Here is a 19,835-nt window from a genome sequence, read left to right as displayed (position 1 = left end):
AAGTCACACTTGGAACCCTCTTCTTTTATTATTGACTTACTGGTACTACAGCACCTTTATACTTTTTAATGATAAAATCTTGAATTTCTTTAGAGTGTAATACTTTTACAAGCTCTTTAATTTCTTTTTTGTCTTTATCACCTTTACGAACTGCGATAATGTTCACGTATGGAGAATCTTTTCCTTCTAAAGCAATAGCATCTTTCATTGGGTTTAATCCAGCATCAATTGCATAGTTTGTGTTAATTAACACTGCATCGCCTTCATTGTTTTGATAAACTTTTGGAAGCATTCCAGCATCTACATCAGCTTGGAATTTTAAGTGTTTTGGATTCTCAGCAATATCTTTAATTTGAGCAGTAGTTGGATCTATACCAGTTTTTAGTTTAATTAAACCTTCATGCTGTAATAAACTTAACATACGACCATGGTCAGCTACTGAGCTACTCATAATAATCTTAGCTCCATTTGGTAGGTCTTCTAATCTCTTATATTTTTTAGAATATACTCCGATTGGCTCGATGTGGATTCCACCCGCGTTTTCAAATTTATAACCATTTTCTTTCATTTGTGCCTCTAAATATGGGATGTGTTGGAAATAGTTTGCATCTAATTCTTTTGAAGCTAATGCTTTATTTGGTAATACATAATCTTGGAATTTAACAATCTTTAAGTTAATTCCTTCTTTTTTAAGAAGTGGTTTAGCTTGTTCTAAAATTACTGCGTGAGGTACATTTGATGCACCAACAACTAATTCTTTATTTCCTTCTCCACCTTTATTACATGCTGCTAAAGATAATGCTAAAACACCTGCTCCTAATAAACCTACGATTTTTTTGAATTTCACTGTCAGTTCCTCCCTTATATTTAAGCTCTTTTATCTATTTTCGTTGTTACTAGATCTCCAATAAATTGAAGAATGAATACGATTAATAAAATAATTACTGTCGCAACAAGAGTTACTTGGTTATTAGAACGTTGGTATCCTTCCATAAATGCTAAGTTACCAAGTCCACCACCACCTACTACACCAGCCATTGCTGTATAACCAACAATTGCGATTGTAGTAACAGTTAAACCTGAAATTATTGCTGGTAATGCTTCTGGAATTAATACTTTTAAGATGATGGTAAAAGTACTAGCTCCCATTGCTCTTGCAGCTTCGATTACACCCTTATCAATTTCTCGTAATCCGATTTCGACCATCCTTGCATAGAATGGTGCAGCACCAATGATTAGCGCAGGTAATGCTGCTTTTGCTCCAAGCATAGAGCCAAGAATAAAGATCGTAAATGGAATTAATAAAATAATTAAAATGATAAACGGTATTGAACGAAAAATATTTACAAACGCTGCTAGGATTGTATTAAAAAATTTATTTTCAAGAAGTTGATCTTTACTAGTTAAAAATAAGAATAAACCTATTATTAGTCCAAAAATGAACGTTGCAAGCGCAGCTATTACTGTCATGAATAATGTTTCCTGAGTAGCTAAAAGCATTGCATCCCAATCAACATTCGGAAAAAGTTGTGTCATCTTAAGCTACCTCCACTTCAACTTGTTTTGATTCTAAATAAGCAATTGCCTCTTTGATGTTATTTATGTCTCCAACAAGTTGAATCTTCATTGTCCCATAAGAGCCTTCAGCAGTTTGAACAATTTTTCCTTGCAAAATGTTAATCTCAATATCAAAATGCTTAACTACTTCAGAAATATGTGGCTGATCAGCTTGACCATTTTTAAAGGTTAGCTTGTAAGTATTATCATTCCCATCACTTTGAGAATTTACTTCACCTTCATCATTGCCTTTGATTTGCGTCACAAATTTCTTTGTAATTGCTTGTTTAGGACGAGTAAATACATCAACAACATGGCCCTCTTCAACTACAGTTCCGTTTTCCATTACAGCTACTCGTTGACATATCTTTTGAATAACATGCATTTCATGAGTAATCAAGATAATTGTAATACCAAGCTGTTTATTAATGTTTGTCAATAAAGATAAAATTGAATCTGTTGTCTCTGGATCTAATGCAGATGTTGCTTCATCACATAAAAGAACATCTGGGTTATTAGCAAGTGCTCTTGCAATTCCAACACGTTGCTTTTGACCTCCACTAAGTTCAGAAGGATAAGCATTTTCTCTTCCTTCAAGACCTACAAGTTTGATTAATTCTTTCGCACGATCAATGCTTTCCTTTTTTGAAACTTTAGCAATTTCAAGTGGGAAAAGTATATTTTCTAATACAGTTCTCGACCACAATAAATTAAAATGCTGAAAAATCATACCTATTTTCTGTCTTGCTTTTCTTAATTGACTAGATGAACATTTAGAAATCGACTGACCATTAATAATCACTTCACCTGATGTAGGTGACTCAAGTCCATTTAGCATACGTAATAGCGTACTTTTCCCTGCACCGCTATATCCGATCATGCCAAAAATTTCACCTGCTTCAATCGTTAATGAAACATTTTGCACTGCGGTAACTGTGCCCTTTTTACCTTTGTATGTTTTACTTACATTATTTATTTGAATCATACACTTGATCTCCTTTCAAAACATTCTAACAACTAATCTTTCAATTTTTTGTAAGTAAGTACTTTTTTAGTCGTATAAAACAAAAAAACCTTTCAACTCACATGAGCAGAAAGGTTTAACATACAAAAAGTATTCCTTTCTCTCATCTCTCAAAGCATTTGCTTTGCAGGAATTAGCACCATTTCAATGACGATTATTGACGGTTGCTGGGTTTCACAGGGCACAGTCCCTCCACCTCTCTCGATAAGAGTTAACTTACGATCTATTAAGTTGTTTAACGCAATTTCTTTAACGTAAGTCCAATTCTACAAACTTCGATACAAGTTGTCAACAATTTTCTAAAAGTTTTTTTTCATTTTCAACGCTCGTATATTGAAAAATCGTTTCCATTAGTAGTAATAATCGATAATTCCCTTCAAAAGAAGCATCATTCAATTTTAATAAAAGTCCTAACCTTTGCGAACCTGAATATAGATATTCCCATCCATCTTTTGAAAAATTAACTCTAAGTTGCGGAATCGAACGATCAATTACCTCGATAAAAGGAGCCTTTTTACTTAACTTTATAAAAACTTTTTCATTTAGACAGTTAAATTCTACAATCCTTTCTTCGATTGGCAAAATGATTTGTAAATATTCTTTTTTTATAAATAAGTTTCTAGCTTGTCCAATCCACTCCTTGATTTCCATAATAAACACCTCTTCTTCGATTCTTTAATCTTATTTTCTCATAGATAAGGGGTGTATTCTTTATATTTCGCTCGACATTTACCTTGATAAAAATCTATATTTTAATTTTATTTCTACAGCATTCAACTCATTTCCCGAGAAATATGTCTAAAATCAGGAAATATTTTAAACCAAATAAAAAGAGTGCAACATACAGTATGCACTCATCGTTTAATAAATAAATTATATTTTTTTAACAATTCATGTAAATATGGAACAGATTGGAAAGCATAAATTTTTTGTTTCATTTCCCCATTCTCAAAAATAAGTAAACAAGGTACACTTTCAACCTTCCAGCTTTGAGCATCCTCCACAATTTCATTAATATTTACCTTACTTATCGGTAAATTTGGCAGAATCTCATTTACAATTTCCAGCATTTTAGATGCTACTTGGCATGTACCACACATTGCGGTATATATATAAATTACCGTTGTCTCTTTTGATTGAATTCTTTGTTTTATTTCATTCTTTGTCCATTGCTGCATGATCATAATTCCTCTTTAATTTGTACGTAAATAATCTGTAAATACCGAAATATCCGCTCCTAATAATACACTAGCTAAATGTTGACTCGGAGCTGTTGCCACTTCTCGATAACTTCTATCAATGTACAGATGCTCCGCCTGTGGAAATTCTCTTTTTAACAGTCTTCTAAGCTTTTCACCAGCCTCATCCGCATCGACTAATACATAAATTTCTCTTAAATCTAACATTTCAGCAAGCTCATCTAGCTTTGAAGTACCAACTGTCCCATTCGTACAGATAATATCTACCGGCTCCTTTATGATTGTCTGTATTTTCCGCTTATCAGTAGTACCTTCGACAATGATAACTTTTCTTTGATCTTCAATATTCACTGGGCATCACCTAATGTATAGGACTCAAAAACTTTTGACTAAAAATCTTTTGTATATAGTATATTCGATTTTGCCTTTCTTGTTTCCTTTTTTTCCCCTAAATGAAAATGTCCTTTAAATTATGTTTTATGTAAATAAGTTAAGCTTTATTACTTTTATTATACACATAAAATAAAAAAGCGCCCAAAAGGACGCTTAATTAGATAATTAATCTTGATTGATCATTTCTTCGTATTGACCTGCAGTCATTAACTCATCAAGTTGAGAAGCATCTGTTGCTTCAACAACCACCATCCATGCTTTTTCGTATGGAGATTCGTTTACGAATTCAGGATTTTCATCTAGATCAGAGTTTACTTCAATTACTTTACCACTGATTGGTGCATATAGTTCAGATACTGTTTTTACAGATTCAACACTACCGAATGGCTCATTAATAGTAAGTTCATCGCCTACTTCTGGTAGCTCAACAAATACGATATCTCCAAGCTCTGATTGAGCAAAATGAGTAATACCGATATAGTATTTATTACCTTCAACTTTTACCCACTCATGTTCTTCTGAATAACGTAGTTCATTTGGAATTGACATTGTGAAATCCTCCTCTGATTAATTACCTTAAATTATATAGTTATTTTATAACCAAACCTTTTCAAATACTTCTTCATTAAAGCCAACTGTCGCTTGATCTCCATTAAAAAGTAGAGGTCTTTTAATTAACTTACCATCTGAACTTAATAATTCTAAAAGCTCGTCCTCTGTTTTTGTTGGAATAACATCCTTCAATCCAAGTTCACGATATTTAACGCCACTTGTATTAAATAATTTATTGATTGAAATTCCACTTGCTTTTAAAATATCAGCAAGTAATTCCTTTGAAGGTGGATTTAATGTAATATCAACAGCTTCTACTGGAATATTATGCTCTTTAAGCCATGAAGCAGCTTTTCGACAAGTTCCACATTTTGGATATGTATAAAAAATGATACTCATTTAGCAACTCCTCCCAAAATCTATTTTATCACAGGGAATAAGTGAGTTTAAATAGTTCGTTCGAAAATTCTGTAATAATTTGTCGTTAGTCCCATTATACCAATATTCTAACAATCAAACTAGTATAATGTTCGTGTTTTTTTAATTCCACTTCAGGAAAACACTATTAAACAATATTTTTATAAAGTAATTTCCTAATATACCTTATACTTGTTATTTAAAGTTCTCGACCTTTACTAGTATGGCACAACTTATGGGAAAAATATCCTTTCTTCTTTTACAATTGTACATAAAAAAGAAATTATCTTACACATCTGACTCTTACTTATAATTAAATATCCAGAATTTAATTGTGTCGAGTAAATTAATATTTTTAATCAATAAAAAAACTGCCAATCAACAGATCGGCAGTTTTTTTATTATACAGTATAACGCTCCTCATCTAATACATTAGCTGCAATTTCACGCTTCTTCGCAATGACATTAATCGGCGTATGACGTGTGAACTTACGAAGTGCTGAAGTCATCATTCTTAAAGTATCACCAGACTCTACAGCAACTAGTGTTTCTTTCGCATGAGCCTCAATTTCATTAAATGCTTCTTGGCAGAACACTTGAGTATAAAGTAATTTTTGGTTTGATTTTTCTAAACCTACTTTATTAATCGCTTTTTCAGTACGTAAAACTGTCGATTCCATTGCATAAATATTGCTTACGATATCTGCAATATTTACTAGAATCTCTTGTTCATTACTTAATGCTTTACCGAATTTTTGAACGGCTAATCCAGCGATCATTATGGCAATCTTTTTCGCATTACGAACTAAATATTTTTCTTGCTCTAAAGGACCGTCTCCAACTTCTTCAGGCATTAACATCATTAATTCTTCTTGAATTTGTTGTGCTTGTTGAAGTAATGGCAGTTCTCCGCTCATTGCTTTTCGAAGGTAAGTGCTTGGTACGATTAAACGGTTAATTTCATTTGTACCCTCAAAGATTCGGTTAATACGAGAATCACGGTAAATTCGCTCAATTTCATATTCTGCCATGAATCCATACCCTCCGTGGATTTGTACACCTTCATCAGCTACATAGTCTAATACTTCAGAACAGAAGAATTTATTTAAAGAACATTCAATTGCATATTCTGCTACAGCTGCAGCTACCGCTTTTGGATCTTTTGCTTGCTCTTCAGTTAATTGACTAAAGCGATCCTCAAAAAGTCCTACAGTACGATATGCCGAACTTTCACTCGCATAAATTTTTGTCGCCATGCTAGCTAATTTTTCTTGAATTAAACTAAATTTTGCAATTGGTGTTTTGAATTGTTGGCGTTGGTTAGCATATGTTGCTGATAATTCTAAAGCACGTTTTGAACCACCCACTGTTCCTACTGCCAATTTATAACGTCCAATATTTAAAATGTTAAATGCAATAACATGACCTTTACCAATTTCACCTAAAAGGTTTTCTACAGGAACTTTTACGTCCTCTAAAATCAATGTACGAGTTGAAGATGATTTAATTCCCATTTTCTTTTCTTCTGGACCAGTCGAAACACCTTCATAATCTCTTTCAACGATAAATGCTGAGAAGTGTTCTCCATCAATTTTTGCATAGACAACAAATACATCAGCAAAAGCTGAGTTTGTAATCCATTGTTTTTCACCGTTTAAAATGTAGTGAGTTCCTTCAGCATTTAATTTAGCAACAGTTTTTGCTCCTAAAGCATCTGATCCTGAACCTGGCTCAGTTAATGCATAAGCTGCAAATTTCTCACCTGATGCTAAACCAGGTAAATAGCGTTGCTTTTGATCGTGATTTCCAAATAATACGATTGGAAGTGTACCGATTCCTACGTGAGCACCTTGAGAAAGTGAGAATCCGCCACCACGTGAAATTTTTTCTGTAATTAATGCTGAGCTAATTTTATCTAATGCAATTCCGCCATACTCTTCTGGAACATCTGCAGCTAATAATCCTAGCTCACCAGCTTGTTTTAATAATCTTACAGTACGATCAAATTCGTGTTGCTCTAAATATTCTAATTCAGGTAAAACTTCATTAACTACAAAATCTTCAGTCGTTTTTGCAATTAATTTATGCTCATCTGTAAAGTCCTCTGGTGTAAAAACTTTATCAAAAGTCACTTCTGTTGTTAAAAAGCTTCCGCCTTTAAGTAAGTTACCAATTGTTTTTTCCATCGAAATTTCCTCCCATTTTCTATTTACTTGTTTAACGATTCTCTTCATCATAGACATGATACTAACAATCTATTTACGTACACTATTAAACTAATTCAAATACCCCAGCAGCACCCATTCCGCCACCAACACACATCGTTACAATTCCGAACTGTTCTCCACGACGCTTCATCTCATGTAATAAAGATAAAGTTAGTTTAGTACCAGTACAGCCAAGTGGATGCCCTAATGCAATCGCTCCACCGTTTACATTTACACGGTCTTCATCAAGACCTAAGTGACGAATAATTTGAATTGATTGAGAAGCAAACGCTTCATTTAATTCAAATATTCCTATGTCGGATAAGCTTAGTCCCGCTAATTTAAGAGCTTTTGGAATTGCTTCAACAGGCCCAATTCCCATAACTTCAGGAGCTACACCAGCGACCGCAAAAGAACGGAATTTTAATAATGGACTTAACCCTTCAGCTTCTGCTTTTTCACGGTCCATTACTAATACTGCTGCTGCCCCATCACTTGTTTGTGAAGAGTTTCCAGCTGTTACAGAACCCCTTACATTAAATGCTGGTCTTAATTTAGCTAATACTTCAGAAGATGTACCTTCACGGACTCCCTCATCTTGAGAGAAAGTAAAATTCTTCTCTTCTAATTTATTGTTTGCGTTAACCGAACGTAGCGTTACATCAACTGGAACAATTTCGTCTACAAATCGCCCTTCTTTAATAGCAACTGCTGCACGCTTGTGACTACGTACCGCAAAAGCATCTTGATCTTCTCTTGAAATACCATAACGATTGGCAACTTGCTCAGCAGTATGCCCCATACCCATGTAGTACTCAGGTGCGTTTTCTACTAATCTACTATTTAAACGAGCAACATGCCCTCCCATTGGAAGTAAACTCATTGATTCTGCTCCGCCTGCAATAATAGCTTCAGAATGACCTAGCATAATTCGTTCACTTGCATAAGCGATACTTTGTAGACCTGAAGAACAATAACGGTTCACTGTAATTCCTGGAACTGAATGCGGTAATCCAGCTAGTGCTCCAATATTACGTGCCATGTTAAAACCTTGTTCCGCTTCCGGCGATGAGCAACCAAAAATGATATCATCGATTGGACCATCGTAATTTCCCGCACGCTTTAATGTTTCTTTTACAACTAATGCCCCTAAATCATCTGGACGAACTGTTGCTAGTGATCCTTTTTTCGCTTTACCTACAGGTGTTCTCGCACCCGCTACAATAACAGCTTCTCTCATGTTCTTCCCTCCATCTTTCGGTTAATTACGTAACGGTTTTCCTTTTACAAGCATATGTTGCATACGTGCTTGAGATTTCATTTCAGAAATTAAACTTAAAAATGCTTCACGTTCTATATTTAATAAATACTCTTCGTCTACTAACGTTCCGAATGGTACTTTTCCACCTGCAATTACATACGCTAATTTCTTAGCAATTGTTAAATCATGTTCACTAATATAGCCAGAATAGTACATTGAGTTTGCACCAGCTAATAAAGTTGCATAACCAGACTCACCAACTACTGGTACCTTTTCACGAATTGGAGCGCTATAACCTGCTTCATATAACTCAAGTACTCGTTGTTTTGCTTCATAAATTAAGTGATCTGCATTAAATACTTTGCGATCATTCTGATTTAAGAAACCATTTTCAAATGCTTCTTGAGCAGAAGTCGATACTTTTGCCATTGCAACTGTCTCAAACACACGATTTGCAAGACCTTGTAAGTCAAACTCAACACCTTCTGGGAACTGTTTTAATTGTTTAATGTAAAGCTCTTTACTACCGCCCCCGCCTGGGATTAAGCCTACTCCAACTTCTACTAAGCCCATATAAGTTTCAGAAGAGGCAACTACGCTAGCAGCTGGTAAACAAATTTCAGTACCGCCACCCAGTGTCATACCGTAAGGAGCTACAACTACTGGCTTATCTGAGTACTTAATTTTCATCATTGCTTGTTGGAATCCTTTAACAACCATTTCAATCTCAAAATAGTTGTCATCTTGCGCTTCCATTAAAATCATTGCTAAATTAGCACCAACACAGAAGTTTTTAGCTTGGTTACCAATCACTAAGCCTTTATAATTTTTTGAAACTTCATCTACTGCGAAGTTAATCATTTGTGTAATATCCATACCAATTGCATTACTCTTTGTATGGAATTCTAAACATGCAACTCCATCACCAAGGTCAATTAAACTAGCACCTGAATTTTGTTTAATAATTCGACCTTGTTCTTTTAAAACACTTAATTTAACTTCTTTATCATTTCTTACTAGCTCTTCATATTGACCATTATGATAGAAGCTGGTAACCCCATTGTCTTGCTTATAAAATGTTTCATTACCATTATCGATCATATTTTTAACCCAATTTGGTACAGTTAGGCCTTCACTTTCCATTCGTACGACTGACTTAGATACACCAATTGCATCCCAAATTTCAAATGGTCCTAAATCCCAGCCAAATCCCCACTTCATTGCTTGGTCAATCCCGACGATGTTATCAGAAATTTCACCAGACAATTCAGCTGAATAAACTAATACTGGGCTTATAATACTCCATAAGAAATTACCTGCACGATCATCAGCGTATACAAGCGCTTTCAATTTATTCGCTAAGCCTTTAACTTGTTTAATACTTTCAGTTGAAGCCGTTTTTAAACTTTTTCTTTCTCCATATTCAAATGTACTTGGATCTAATTCTAAGATTTCTTTACCTTGCTTTAAGAAGAATCCTTGCCCAGACTTACTTCCAAGCCAATTACGATTTGCCATTTCCTTCATAAATTCTGGAACTTTAAATACTTCTTTCTCTTGGCCATCTACAAGCTCATAAACATTGTTTGCAACATGGATAAATGTATCTAATCCAACTACGTCCAATGTACGGAATGTAGCACTAGAAGGGCGTCCAATCATTGGACCAGTAATTGAATCTACTTCCCCAACACTGTATCCGCCTTTAAGCATTTCTTGTACAGTTACAAGTAATCCGTAAGTTCCGATACGGTTTCCAATAAAGTTTGGAGTATCTTTTGCTAATACAACGCCTTTACCTAGAACGTCTTCTCCAAAACTTTTCATAAATGTAAGTACTTCTTCAGATGTATGTTTAGTAGGAATAACTTCTAATAATTTTAAATAACGTGGTGGGTTAAAAAAGTGAGTGCCTAAGAAATGTTTCTTGAAGTCATCTGAACAATCTTCAGACATTGCTTCAATCGAAATACCAGATGTATTTGAGCTCACGATTGAGCCTGGTTTGCGGTATGCATCAACACTAGCTAATACTTGTTTTTTAATCGCTAAATTTTCAACAACTACTTCAATAATCCAGTCAACTTCACTTAAACGACTCATGTCATCTTCAAAGTTACCTGCTTGAATTAACGTTAAGTTTTTCTTAGATGCAAGAGGAGCTGGCTTTTGTTTCAATAATTTCTGAATAGCCGTTTGACTAAATCGATTACGGAATTCTTTAGAGTCAGTAGTAAGACCTTTTGCAGCATCTTCTTCAGATAGTTCTCTTGGAACAATATCAAGTAATAATGTTGGAATACCTATGTTTGCCAAGTGTGCAGCGATACCAGATCCCATCACACCAGAGCCGAGTACAGCGGCTTTTTTAATTTTTTGGATCATATGCATTTCTCCTCCTCATATCTTGAATGAATACTCATTCACTTTCTGGATAAAACAATCCATTATCAATGAGCCCTCTTCTTCCACTATATGATAAATTCTTATTTTTCGCAATAAACAAAAAGTTCAAATTAATAAAATTTTATTTAGAAACGAAATTTATCCCTATCACTCTCCATTTTTTACTAATAAGTTTATTTAAATAGGTTAGTCTAAGAAATGGAGGTGATAAGATATGAAACGTGAAAGAAACCCATCAAAGGGTGGAGTTAGTGCAGCAAGTGTTCAAGGTAATGCAAGTCATGGAGACCAAAGAGAAGAAAAAGGTAGACAAAGTAACAATCAGCAGTACGGTAAAAAAAACATGGGTCAGTAAGCTTTTTTCACTCAAAATTAATAGCAAAACTAGGATCTTGTTTACTTTAGCAATTATATGAATAATGTTGTTATACTAATAACTACTTATCACAAAAAAATCCTGTATAAAGAGAAAAAGGCTGACTAAAAAGAATCATCACTCAATCCTTTTTAGTTAGCCTCTTTAATTTTAAAATTATTTACTGAACATACCTTTTAATACGAATGCAACGTTTGCAGGACGTTCTGCTAGACGACGCATGAAGTATCCGTACCAGTCAGTACCATAAGGAACATAAACTCGCATATTATATCCTTCTTTAACAAGCTCTAATTGACGCTCAGTTCGAATTCCGTATAACATTTGGAACTCAAATTGATCGTTTGGAATATTATGCTCTTTAACTAATTGTTTTGTATACTCAATCATTGCTTCATCGTGTGAAGCGATTGCAGTAAAGTTACCGTTTAATAAGTGCATTTTAATGATTTTTTTGAAGTTTTCATCCACATCTTTTTTGTCTGGGAATGCTACTTCTGCCGGCTCTTTATAAGCACCTTTTACTAAACGTAAATTTGGTTTTAAACTGTTTAAATCTGTAATATCGTTTTCAGTTCTGTATAAATAAGCTTGAATAACAGTCCCGATATTATCGTACTCAGATTTTAGTTGCTTAAAGATACGAATCGTTTTTTCACAACGAGTGAAATCTTCCATATCGATTGTAACGAATACGCCACTCTTTTTAGCTGCCTCTAAAATACGACGCATATTTGCTAAAACTAGCTCGTCAGAAATATCAAGGCCCATTGAAGTCATTTTAAGAGAACATTGTGAATTTAACTTTTCTTTTCCAATCGCCTCAATTGCTTCGATACAGTGATCAGCCATTTCATTTGCTTCTTCAACAGTGTCTACGAACTCCCCAAGATAATCAATTGTTACTTTTAAATTCTTTTTATTTAAATCCTTAATAACTTTTGTAGCTAAATCGATTGTTTCGCCTGCAACAAAACGAGCTGCACCAAATCTTAGGCCATATTTTTTAGCCATTTTAGTCAAAAACTTATTTTTAGACATAAATAAAAAAGCATTCTTCATAACTTGTTCCATTACTCTACCCCCAAAATTAACCTTACTTTTCTCTCTATATATTACTAATGTATCACCTATTGAAATTTGTTAAAACAATTATTTAATAATTTGTCGAATTTTGTTTATTGAAAAATGTATGCCCTTACTTAATATTATATTATCATAATTAATAAGTGCCGTCATCTTTGAAAATTATGGATAAATATTATTACTTATTTTTGTTAGATATAGTTTCTCTATGCTGGTCATTTAACGTTTTAATCTCTTTAATTAAATTAACAATTTCATCTTTAGCCTGAGGATATGTATCATTCCAATGCTTTACTAATGCGGGCATTGATTTTGATATGTATGTATACATAACCCACTTTTCCACTTTTGCTTGTTTTTCCTCTGACCAATCTCCTAATAACAATTCCGTATATTTTTTTAGTAACGCATCAAATTTTGCTTCAAATTCATTTTCCAAACGAAATCACCTCTCCATATTATTATTAAGTTTTCAAAATCTAATTTGAATCTTTCCTATTTTTACCTAAACTTTTTTACTATGAAATTATATTATATCTTCAACCAGTTTTAAGATGATTATTTAAAAATGTAAAGTAAAAGTAATAAATAGTACCTAATTTGTTTAATTTCATAATTTGTTCATATTTTCACAAACTCATCTTTATTCTTTGTTTGTATACTATGTATGTGTTAATCAAAGAGCGCATAAGGAGTGAAAACATTTGGAAAGAGATAGCATCCAATATTGTATTGATATAGCTCTTAAAAAGAAGAAAATTCTAGACCAAAGCTTATTTAAATATTTAACTCGTGCTGCCTTAGCTTCTATTTATATAAGCTTTATTCTTATTGTCTGTTTAAAATTAGCAGAATTATTTAGATTGCAAAACTCACCATTTTCATCTGTAGCTTATCCACTCGTTTTCTCTACAGCATTAATTATGATTATTTATGGTGGAGGAGAATTATTCACTAGTAATACGATGTATTTTACCTTCTCAACATTAGCTAAAAAAACTTCAATACTAGATTTAGTAAAAAACTGGATTGCTTGTTACTCAGGTAATATTATTGGGGCATTTATTTTTGCGATTATTTATTTTTTAACAGGTTTAGCAAAAGAACTTCCTGCCGATCATTTTTTAACAGGTGTAGTTGACCATAAAATTCACGCATCATTTTTCCACTTATTTTTTAAAGGTATATTATGTAATTGGCTTGTCTGTCTTGCTTGTTTTTTACCAACTAGATTTAAAGATGATTTAGCAAAAATGCTACTGATCTTTTTATTAGTATTTGCTTTCTTCTTCTCTGGTTATGAACACAGTATCGCAAATATTGCAGTCTTTACATTATCTTATATTATGCCTCATGATATAGCCTTTTCATTTGGTGATGTATTGCATAATTTAATTCCGGTTACACTTGGAAATATTATTGGTGGTTCAGTTGGTGTGGGAATGGCATATTACTTCTTGAATAATGAACAAAAATTAGAAGAAAAAAAATTAAAACGTGTTTCATAAAAACTAATCTACCTGTCTTCTTATTTAAAGACAGGTTTTTTCGTGCAAATCTAATTTTATTATGGTAATAATGATTTTATAATGAAAATTTTTCCTTCTTTGGTGGTGTGATATTTGAAATACAATCATTTTGTTCGGTTTATCATGTTCATTTCATTACTATGTTTCCTCTTATTATCATACGGTTTTGCGAAAGGTGCTTATTCAGTTTTAAATCCTCAAAAAAGCAAGCTAATCGTGAATAATAATATACAGAAAAATAATCAAAATGACAGTATTCACAAAAACAATAAGCTTAAGATTGTTGCATTAGGAGACTCACTTACACGTGGAGTTGGTGATGATGAAGGAACAGGTTATGTAGGAAGATTAAAGACCATTCTTCAAAAAGAGTATAAACAACCAACAACGATCACTAATTTAGCTGTTAGTGGCGCAAAAACTTCAAATTTACTTAACGATTTAAAGAAAAAGAATATTCAAGAAACGATTGGCTCTGCTGACATAATTGTTCTTTCCATTGGAAGTAATGATTTATTTCCTGGCGCAAATCAATTAAACGAACAATTTTTAAAGACATATCGGCCAGATGAAAAAACGTTTAAAAATAATCTTCAATCCATTTTCAAAGGAATACGACAAAAAAATACGACAGCATCTATTTATGCGTTTGGATATTATAATCCATTTCATAATGTTCAAGGATTAGATGCATCGTCAAGCTTCGTATCTAGATGGAACAATCTACTTGAATTATCGGTACTTCAAACTAATAATGCATACGTCATTCCAACATTCGACTTATTTTTTAACGAAGAAAAGAAATATTTGTACACTGACCATTTTCATCCGAATAGAGACGGTTATATTGAAATGGCCAATCGCTTAACTAGTAAAATAGGAAGTCAGCTTCGAGGTGATTCGAATGAATAAAGTTCTTAAATTAGAGGGTGTTACAAAGAGTATTAAAGGAAAAGTACTAGTCGATAACGTTTCATTTGAAGTTTATGAAGGTGAAGTATTTGGTTTTCTAGGTCCAAATGGTGCTGGAAAAACAACAACGATTCGTATGCTAGTCGGATTAATCAAACCTACAAAAGGAACAATTGAAATCGCTGGCTATCCAGTTAAAACTCATTTCAAGGAAGCGATGCGACAAATTGGATGTATTGTAGAGAATCCAGAATTATACGGTTATTTAACTGGATGGGAAAATCTAAATCAATTTGCTAGAATGTTAGGCATTAAAGATGATAAAAAAATAAGTGAAGTCGTAAATTTAGTAAAATTAACCGATCGAATTCATGAGAAAGTAAAAACGTATTCACTCGGAATGAAACAAAGATTGGGAATAGCCCAAGCATTACTTGGAAGGCCCAAACTTCTTATTTTAGATGAACCAACAAATGGATTAGACCCAGCCGGTATCCGTGAATTACGTGAATTTATTCATATGCTTGTAAAAGAGCAAAATATAAGTGTATTTATTTCAAGTCATTTATTAAGTGAAATCGAAATGATTTGTGATCGAGTAGGAATTATTAATAAAGGAAAAATGATTCGAGTTTCAACAGTAAAAGAATTAGTAAAAGAAGCTGCAGAAAGAGTCGAATGGCGAGTTAATCCAATACAAAAAGCGCTAGATGTATTAAAAAAGGATTCTACAATTCAGGATATCTTAGTAAAGGATGAGCTTATACTGTGCCGAATGTCACCTCTTAAAATTAACGAGACCATCCAACAATTCGTAGCAGAAGATGTACAAGTAAATGGGGTTAAAACAATGTCTGAAACATTGGAAGATTTATTCATGGAAATGACTGGAGGCGAAGTTCGTGGCTGAACTAATAAGACTCGTCTTTAACGAAATTGAAAAGATGGTAAGGAAAAGAAGAATACTTGTTATCTTTTTCATTTTAGCAGTGCTAATTCCTATTTTTGTTTATGCTCAACTGCAGCAAACCGAAGAAACAATTAAAAGACTTGGTACTAATGATTGGAAAGTAGCACTTCAACAAAAAATAGTCGACCAACAAAATAGATTAAACTCATCAGGAATACCCGAAGAATGGAAAAGTTGGTTAAAGGTTCAAATCGATCAAGAGCAATATTATTTGGATAACGACATAAACCCTACTACACCTGGTGCACCTACATTTATACGTAAATTAATTGAACAAAGTATTGGGTGGCTACTTCTTCCTTTATTGGTCATGGTCATCACAATCGATATTATATCTGGTGAGCGAAGTGACGGTACGATAAAAATACTACTAACCCGTCCAATCAAAAGATGGAAGGTCTTACTTAGTAAATACATATCAATTTGTTTATTAATCTCTTTTCTTCTCGTTCTATACGGCGTATTAGCATATGTCGTTTCAGGATTTGTTTTCAGCTTTAAAGGCTGGACAGTACCAGTGTTAACAGGATTTGTCATCAAAAATAACCAGCTTCTAACTGATTCAGTTCAACTGATTCCCCAATGGCAATACATCATTATGGCATTTGGACTTGCTTGGTTTGTCTGTATAATAATAGGAACTCTTTCATTTATGGTATCCGTATTAGTTCGAACTACCCCCGCTGCAATGGGTATTATGCTAGCCGCTTTAATAACAGGAAGTGTACTAAGCGGACTAGCTACATCTTGGTCAGGAGCAAAATACTTCTTTAGTGTAAACCTTGGCCTAACTGACTACTTAGCTGGTCAACTCCCTTCAATTGAGGGATTAAACATGCACTTCTCTCTTATGAATTTATCAATATGGGGAATATCAGCATTACTAATCTCTTTCATCGTATTTATTAAGCAAGATATGAATTAAATAGAACAGGGATCGGAAAAAATAAACTTCTTTTCGATCCCCCTTCTGTTTTATCTGCCTTAATCCTTCTCTACTCTTCCTGACCTTAATGGCTCAACATGAATGTGTGTATATTGAATTCCATGTTGTTGTCTTAAAATCATTTCGATTTGATCTGTGATGCCGTGACTTTTACTCACATCTATTCCGCCGTCTACTTCAATGACTACATCAGCGATTGTTGTATTCCCATACATTCTTGCTCTTAAATCTACAACTTTATGTACACCTGGTACTTTATCAATTGTTTCAGTAAAGAGATTCATTTCTTCTGGATCGAATCCATCCGTTAGTAGAAGGGTTGCATCATAAAAAATCTCCCATGCTGTTTTGCAAATAATCACACCTACTAAAGTGGCCGCGATTGGATCGATAATAGGAAAACCAATCGAAGCACCTAAAACACCAATCGTCGTTCCGAAACTAACTAATGCATCGGAAAAATTATCTTTTGCTGATGCCTCAAGCCCTTTACTCTTCGTTCTCTTGGCAACTTTATTATTATAAAAGTAAATACCAAACATAAAAATTCCAGAAGCAAATGCTACTACAGCTGCTAGTCGATTCGGAGTTTCATATTCTCCAACGAAAAGTGAACGAATATTTTCTATAATAACCTGCAATCCAACCGACATCATAATAAAAGAAGCAATTAAAGTAGCTATTTGCTCTGCTCTTGAATGTCCATAAGGATGGTCTAAATCTCTTGGTTTTCTTGCAATTCTAATTCCGATAAATACTGCCAAAGTCGCACCAATATCTGTCACATTGTTAAGTCCATCAGCTAAAAGAGCACTAGAATCTGTATAAAAACTAACAAGTACTTTTACACTCGCAAGAACTAAGTAGGAAATAACACTTAAAAAAGCAGCAAAGTCTAATTGCTTTTGAAGTTTTTTATCCATGTACTCACCCCGCTCTAAAAAATCATATGGGCTTATCATACCCATAATGCAATTTTTCCATTTTAAGTTAAAGAAAACTCGCCGATTGACGAGCCTTTTAAGTGAAGACAGAGGAGTAGTTGCACTTTTATTTTATTCTTCTCCACATTGAATTAACTTCCTCGTTGCCAATTTATACTTTCCTAAAGTAAAAAAACAGATTCGAATTGAATCTGTTTTTTCATATCATACTTCTTTAATTAAGGCTCTGTTAAAGTAGATTGTTGATTTTGCACAAAGATCAACTGATTCGGCAGTCTTTTTTTTATTGCACAAGATTAAAGGATAAATGCATTCACATGGAATAATATGGTAGAATTTAGAAATTACATATTAGTTATTAGTAAGGGAGGTAGCTCTTTGTTAAAAATATTAAAGAGTGTTTTTGGTCTACTTTCAATAGGTTTAGCAGTATATGCTCTAATTACTGGTAGATTTGTGTTAATGCCATATATGATATTTTTATTAGGCGCAATGTTTGTAGTTATAGGAATCACAGAATTTAAATTAAAACGAAAAGGAACTGCTTATTCTAACTTTATTGTTTCCTTATTTTTGTTTAGTGTATCAATAAAGGGGTTCATGTTGAATTAACGTATGCGTTAGTTGATAATAGTTACTAGAGGTTGTCTACTAATTAGACAACCTCTTTATTAGTATAAAAATCAACATTTATTATTAACAGAACTTTAATTAAAGTGGCTTTGGATTATAGCTTGATCCCGTTAAATCAGTCAAGTCACAAACCGTTTGCCATAATTCAGGATAAAATTCAAATCGTACAGCACGTTCTAATGCTTCTGCTGGTACTCCTTTTAAGCTCTTTGTATTCATACCAATCATGCGACGAACAAGTTGAATATGCTGTCTGCGGAATGATTGGAATCTTTCATCGAAGCAAGTTAATTTTTGCATTAATTGGAATAACTCAAAGTTTTTAGCTGCATCTTGATGTAATTGAACAGGTGTTAGTAAATTTTCATCTAATAAATCTTTAAAGGGCTGCCAAAGTGTTGGACCTAATTTTAAGATTTCATTAAATCCTGGAGAATCTTGACCGCTACCTCTTCCTAAAGCTAAACGAATAATATGATAGTCACTTGGACTTACTAGTTTTACCATGTCAAAAACTGCTGGTAAATGTACTAGGTGATTATTAATACGTTGTAAGTGATGTGTTGCTTTCGTAACCTCTTTTGCACGCATATGTTTATCTGCAAAATGAATCGATTGGATAATTAATTTAAAATGTAACTCAGCAATTTGGTGTACCGTTTGAAACGTTAATTCATCCGGACAAAATAATTCTTCATCAGGCTTTTGTAAACTTAATAATTCTTCTGTTCGAATATACTTCTCGTAATCTGTTAGTTTTTTTTGCTCTTGTGTCATTTCCCTTTTCCCCCTAAACTAATTTACGTAAAACTGCTCGTACTGGACTACCATCTGCATCTGTTAATGGTAGCGGTAATGCAATAAGCTCATACTCACCTGGTGTTACATTTCTTAAATCAATTGATTCGAGAATATGAATACCAGCATGGGCAAGAGCATGATGAGCTTCTAGTTCCTTACTATCAAGTGGGTCTACTGAAGGTACATCTACTCCAACTAATCTAACGCCTTTTTCGTGTAAAAACGCTGCTGCGTCCTTTTCAATATGTGGAATCCTCTCCGGGAAAACGCTATCATTTTTCCATGAATTAGTTTTAATTAATAAACGTTCTACACCATCGAATTGAAAAGCTTCTAAATCCGACTTTTTAATACGATCTACTTCAATCAGCTCAATTACTTTTGCAATCCCTACATATAAATTAGGGTCTAAATCTATGACTCTCTTACCATTTTCATCAAAATGAAATGGTGCATCAATATGCGTTCCTGTGTGAGTACTTAAAGTTAACTTTCCAACATTAACAGAACCACTTTCCTCTTTTGTCCAGCTCAATTGGAATGAAAAATTCGTATCACCTGGCCATACAGGCATACCATCTTCAAGTCTTCTTGAAATATCAATTAATGTCATTTCATCCAC

Annotated in this window: 22 protein-coding genes and 1 riboswitch; of the genes, 6 read left to right on the top strand and 16 right to left on the bottom strand. The window is 33.5% G+C overall.

What is annotated here, in order from left to right; translation table 11 throughout:
• Window positions 1-28 precede the first annotated feature (28 nt).
• The 11 genes from RAH41_RS18835 to RAH41_RS18785 form a co-directional block, all read right to left on the bottom strand.
• The gene (locus RAH41_RS18835; protein ID WP_331224683.1) at window positions 29-847 is read right to left on the bottom strand and encodes a MetQ/NlpA family ABC transporter substrate-binding protein; all 819 of its coding nucleotides are present in this window, start codon (window positions 845-847) and stop codon (window positions 29-31) included.
• A gap of 20 nt (window positions 848-867) precedes the next feature.
• Window positions 868-1,536 (bottom strand): methionine ABC transporter permease, encoded by a 669-nt coding sequence (locus RAH41_RS18830; protein ID WP_331224681.1) that lies wholly within the window; start codon window positions 1,534-1,536, stop codon window positions 868-870.
• Between the two features lies 1 nt (window position 1,537).
• Entirely contained in the window at window positions 1,538-2,542 is a 1,005-nt protein-coding gene (locus RAH41_RS18825; RefSeq protein WP_331224679.1) for a methionine ABC transporter ATP-binding protein, read from the bottom strand.
• A gap of 139 nt (window positions 2,543-2,681) precedes the next feature.
• Window positions 2,682-2,792, bottom strand: a riboswitch (SAM riboswitch).
• Between the two features lie 77 nt (window positions 2,793-2,869).
• Window positions 2,870-3,232 carry a hypothetical protein gene (locus tag RAH41_RS18820; RefSeq protein ID WP_098861073.1) on the bottom strand — a complete coding sequence of 121 codons (363 nt, stop codon included), beginning with the start codon at window positions 3,230-3,232 and terminating at the stop codon, window positions 2,870-2,872.
• Between the two features lie 203 nt (window positions 3,233-3,435).
• A complete protein-coding gene (locus tag RAH41_RS18815; protein ID WP_331224678.1) occupies window positions 3,436-3,759 on the bottom strand; it encodes a thioredoxin family protein in 324 nt (107 codons plus the stop codon).
• Between the two features lie 15 nt (window positions 3,760-3,774).
• Window positions 3,775-4,125 (bottom strand): toprim domain-containing protein, encoded by a 351-nt coding sequence (locus RAH41_RS18810; RefSeq protein ID WP_091023583.1) that lies wholly within the window; start codon window positions 4,123-4,125, stop codon window positions 3,775-3,777.
• Window positions 4,126-4,338: 213 nt separating this feature from the next.
• Complete coding sequence (gene gcvH / locus RAH41_RS18805) at window positions 4,339-4,722, bottom strand: glycine cleavage system protein GcvH (RefSeq protein ID WP_331224677.1); 384 nt, start codon at window positions 4,720-4,722, stop codon at window positions 4,339-4,341.
• 45 nt (window positions 4,723-4,767) lie between these two features.
• Window positions 4,768-5,124: an arsenate reductase family protein gene (locus RAH41_RS18800; RefSeq protein ID WP_331224675.1), complete on the bottom strand. Its 357-nt coding sequence runs from the start codon at window positions 5,122-5,124 to the stop codon at window positions 4,768-4,770.
• Between the two features lie 419 nt (window positions 5,125-5,543).
• The gene (locus tag RAH41_RS18795; RefSeq protein ID WP_331224673.1) at window positions 5,544-7,328 is read right to left on the bottom strand and encodes an acyl-CoA dehydrogenase family protein; all 1,785 of its coding nucleotides are present in this window, start codon (window positions 7,326-7,328) and stop codon (window positions 5,544-5,546) included.
• An 85-nt stretch (window positions 7,329-7,413) separates the two neighbouring features.
• Window positions 7,414-8,589 (bottom strand): acetyl-CoA C-acetyltransferase, encoded by a 1,176-nt coding sequence (locus tag RAH41_RS18790; protein WP_331224671.1) that lies wholly within the window; start codon window positions 8,587-8,589, stop codon window positions 7,414-7,416.
• 21 nt (window positions 8,590-8,610) lie between these two features.
• Complete coding sequence (locus RAH41_RS18785) at window positions 8,611-10,992, bottom strand: 3-hydroxyacyl-CoA dehydrogenase/enoyl-CoA hydratase family protein (protein ID WP_331224690.1); 2,382 nt, start codon at window positions 10,990-10,992, stop codon at window positions 8,611-8,613.
• Window positions 10,993-11,230: 238 nt separating this feature from the next.
• Here RAH41_RS18785 and RAH41_RS18780 point away from each other — a divergent pair, with 238 nt between their 5' ends.
• On the top strand, window positions 11,231-11,371 hold the full coding sequence (locus RAH41_RS18780; RefSeq protein ID WP_098232476.1) for a YuzL family protein: 141 nt from the start codon (window positions 11,231-11,233) through the stop codon (window positions 11,369-11,371).
• 177 nt (window positions 11,372-11,548) lie between these two features.
• Here the strand turns inward: RAH41_RS18780 and RAH41_RS18775 are convergent, their stop codons facing one another.
• Window positions 11,549-12,466, bottom strand: coding sequence for a proline dehydrogenase (locus RAH41_RS18775; RefSeq protein WP_331224667.1), 918 nt, complete (start codon window positions 12,464-12,466; stop codon window positions 11,549-11,551).
• A gap of 190 nt (window positions 12,467-12,656) precedes the next feature.
• The gene (locus tag RAH41_RS18770) at window positions 12,657-12,917 is read right to left on the bottom strand and encodes a DUF2573 family protein (RefSeq protein WP_331224666.1); all 261 of its coding nucleotides are present in this window, start codon (window positions 12,915-12,917) and stop codon (window positions 12,657-12,659) included.
• Window positions 12,918-13,182: 265 nt separating this feature from the next.
• On the opposite strand from RAH41_RS18770, the gene RAH41_RS18765 reads away from it, so the two are divergent.
• The 4 genes from RAH41_RS18765 to RAH41_RS18750 all read left to right on the top strand — a co-directional run bounded on the left by RAH41_RS18765 (window position 13,183) and on the right by RAH41_RS18750 (window position 16,814).
• Complete coding sequence (locus tag RAH41_RS18765) at window positions 13,183-13,986, top strand: formate/nitrite transporter family protein (RefSeq protein WP_331224664.1); 804 nt, start codon at window positions 13,183-13,185, stop codon at window positions 13,984-13,986.
• A gap of 114 nt (window positions 13,987-14,100) precedes the next feature.
• Window positions 14,101-14,919: a GDSL-type esterase/lipase family protein gene (locus tag RAH41_RS18760; protein WP_331224662.1), complete on the top strand. Its 819-nt coding sequence runs from the start codon at window positions 14,101-14,103 to the stop codon at window positions 14,917-14,919.
• Complete coding sequence (locus RAH41_RS18755; RefSeq protein WP_331224661.1) at window positions 14,912-15,829, top strand: ABC transporter ATP-binding protein; 918 nt, start codon at window positions 14,912-14,914, stop codon at window positions 15,827-15,829. The genes RAH41_RS18760 and RAH41_RS18755 overlap by 8 nt, the downstream gene beginning before the upstream one ends.
• Window positions 15,830-15,854: 25 nt before the next feature.
• Complete coding sequence (locus tag RAH41_RS18750; RefSeq protein ID WP_331224689.1) at window positions 15,855-16,814, top strand: ABC transporter permease; 960 nt, start codon at window positions 15,855-15,857, stop codon at window positions 16,812-16,814.
• Between the two features lie 59 nt (window positions 16,815-16,873).
• On the opposite strand, the gene RAH41_RS18745 is transcribed toward RAH41_RS18750, so the two are convergent.
• A complete protein-coding gene (locus RAH41_RS18745; RefSeq protein WP_331224659.1) occupies window positions 16,874-17,758 on the bottom strand; it encodes a cation diffusion facilitator family transporter in 885 nt (294 codons plus the stop codon).
• Between the two features lie 399 nt (window positions 17,759-18,157).
• On the opposite strand from RAH41_RS18745, the gene RAH41_RS18740 reads away from it, so the two are divergent.
• Window positions 18,158-18,391, top strand: a complete 234-nt coding sequence (locus tag RAH41_RS18740; protein WP_331224658.1) for a YczI family protein — start codon at window positions 18,158-18,160, stop codon at window positions 18,389-18,391.
• Between the two features lie 99 nt (window positions 18,392-18,490).
• Here RAH41_RS18740 and RAH41_RS18735 read toward each other — a convergent pair whose 3' ends face one another.
• Entirely contained in the window at window positions 18,491-19,189 is a 699-nt protein-coding gene (locus RAH41_RS18735; RefSeq protein ID WP_331224657.1) for a tryptophan 2,3-dioxygenase family protein, read from the bottom strand.
• 13 nt (window positions 19,190-19,202) lie between these two features.
• Window positions 19,203-19,826, bottom strand: coding sequence for an arylformamidase (gene kynB / locus RAH41_RS18730; RefSeq protein ID WP_331224655.1), 624 nt, complete (start codon window positions 19,824-19,826; stop codon window positions 19,203-19,205).
• Between the last annotated feature and the right edge of the window lie 9 nt (window positions 19,827-19,835).

This window comes from Gottfriedia acidiceleris (assembly GCF_036421055.1).
Lineage (GTDB): Bacteria > Bacillota > Bacilli > Bacillales > Bacillaceae_G > Gottfriedia > Gottfriedia acidiceleris_C.
This window is presented reverse-complemented; position numbering and strand designations above follow the sequence as displayed.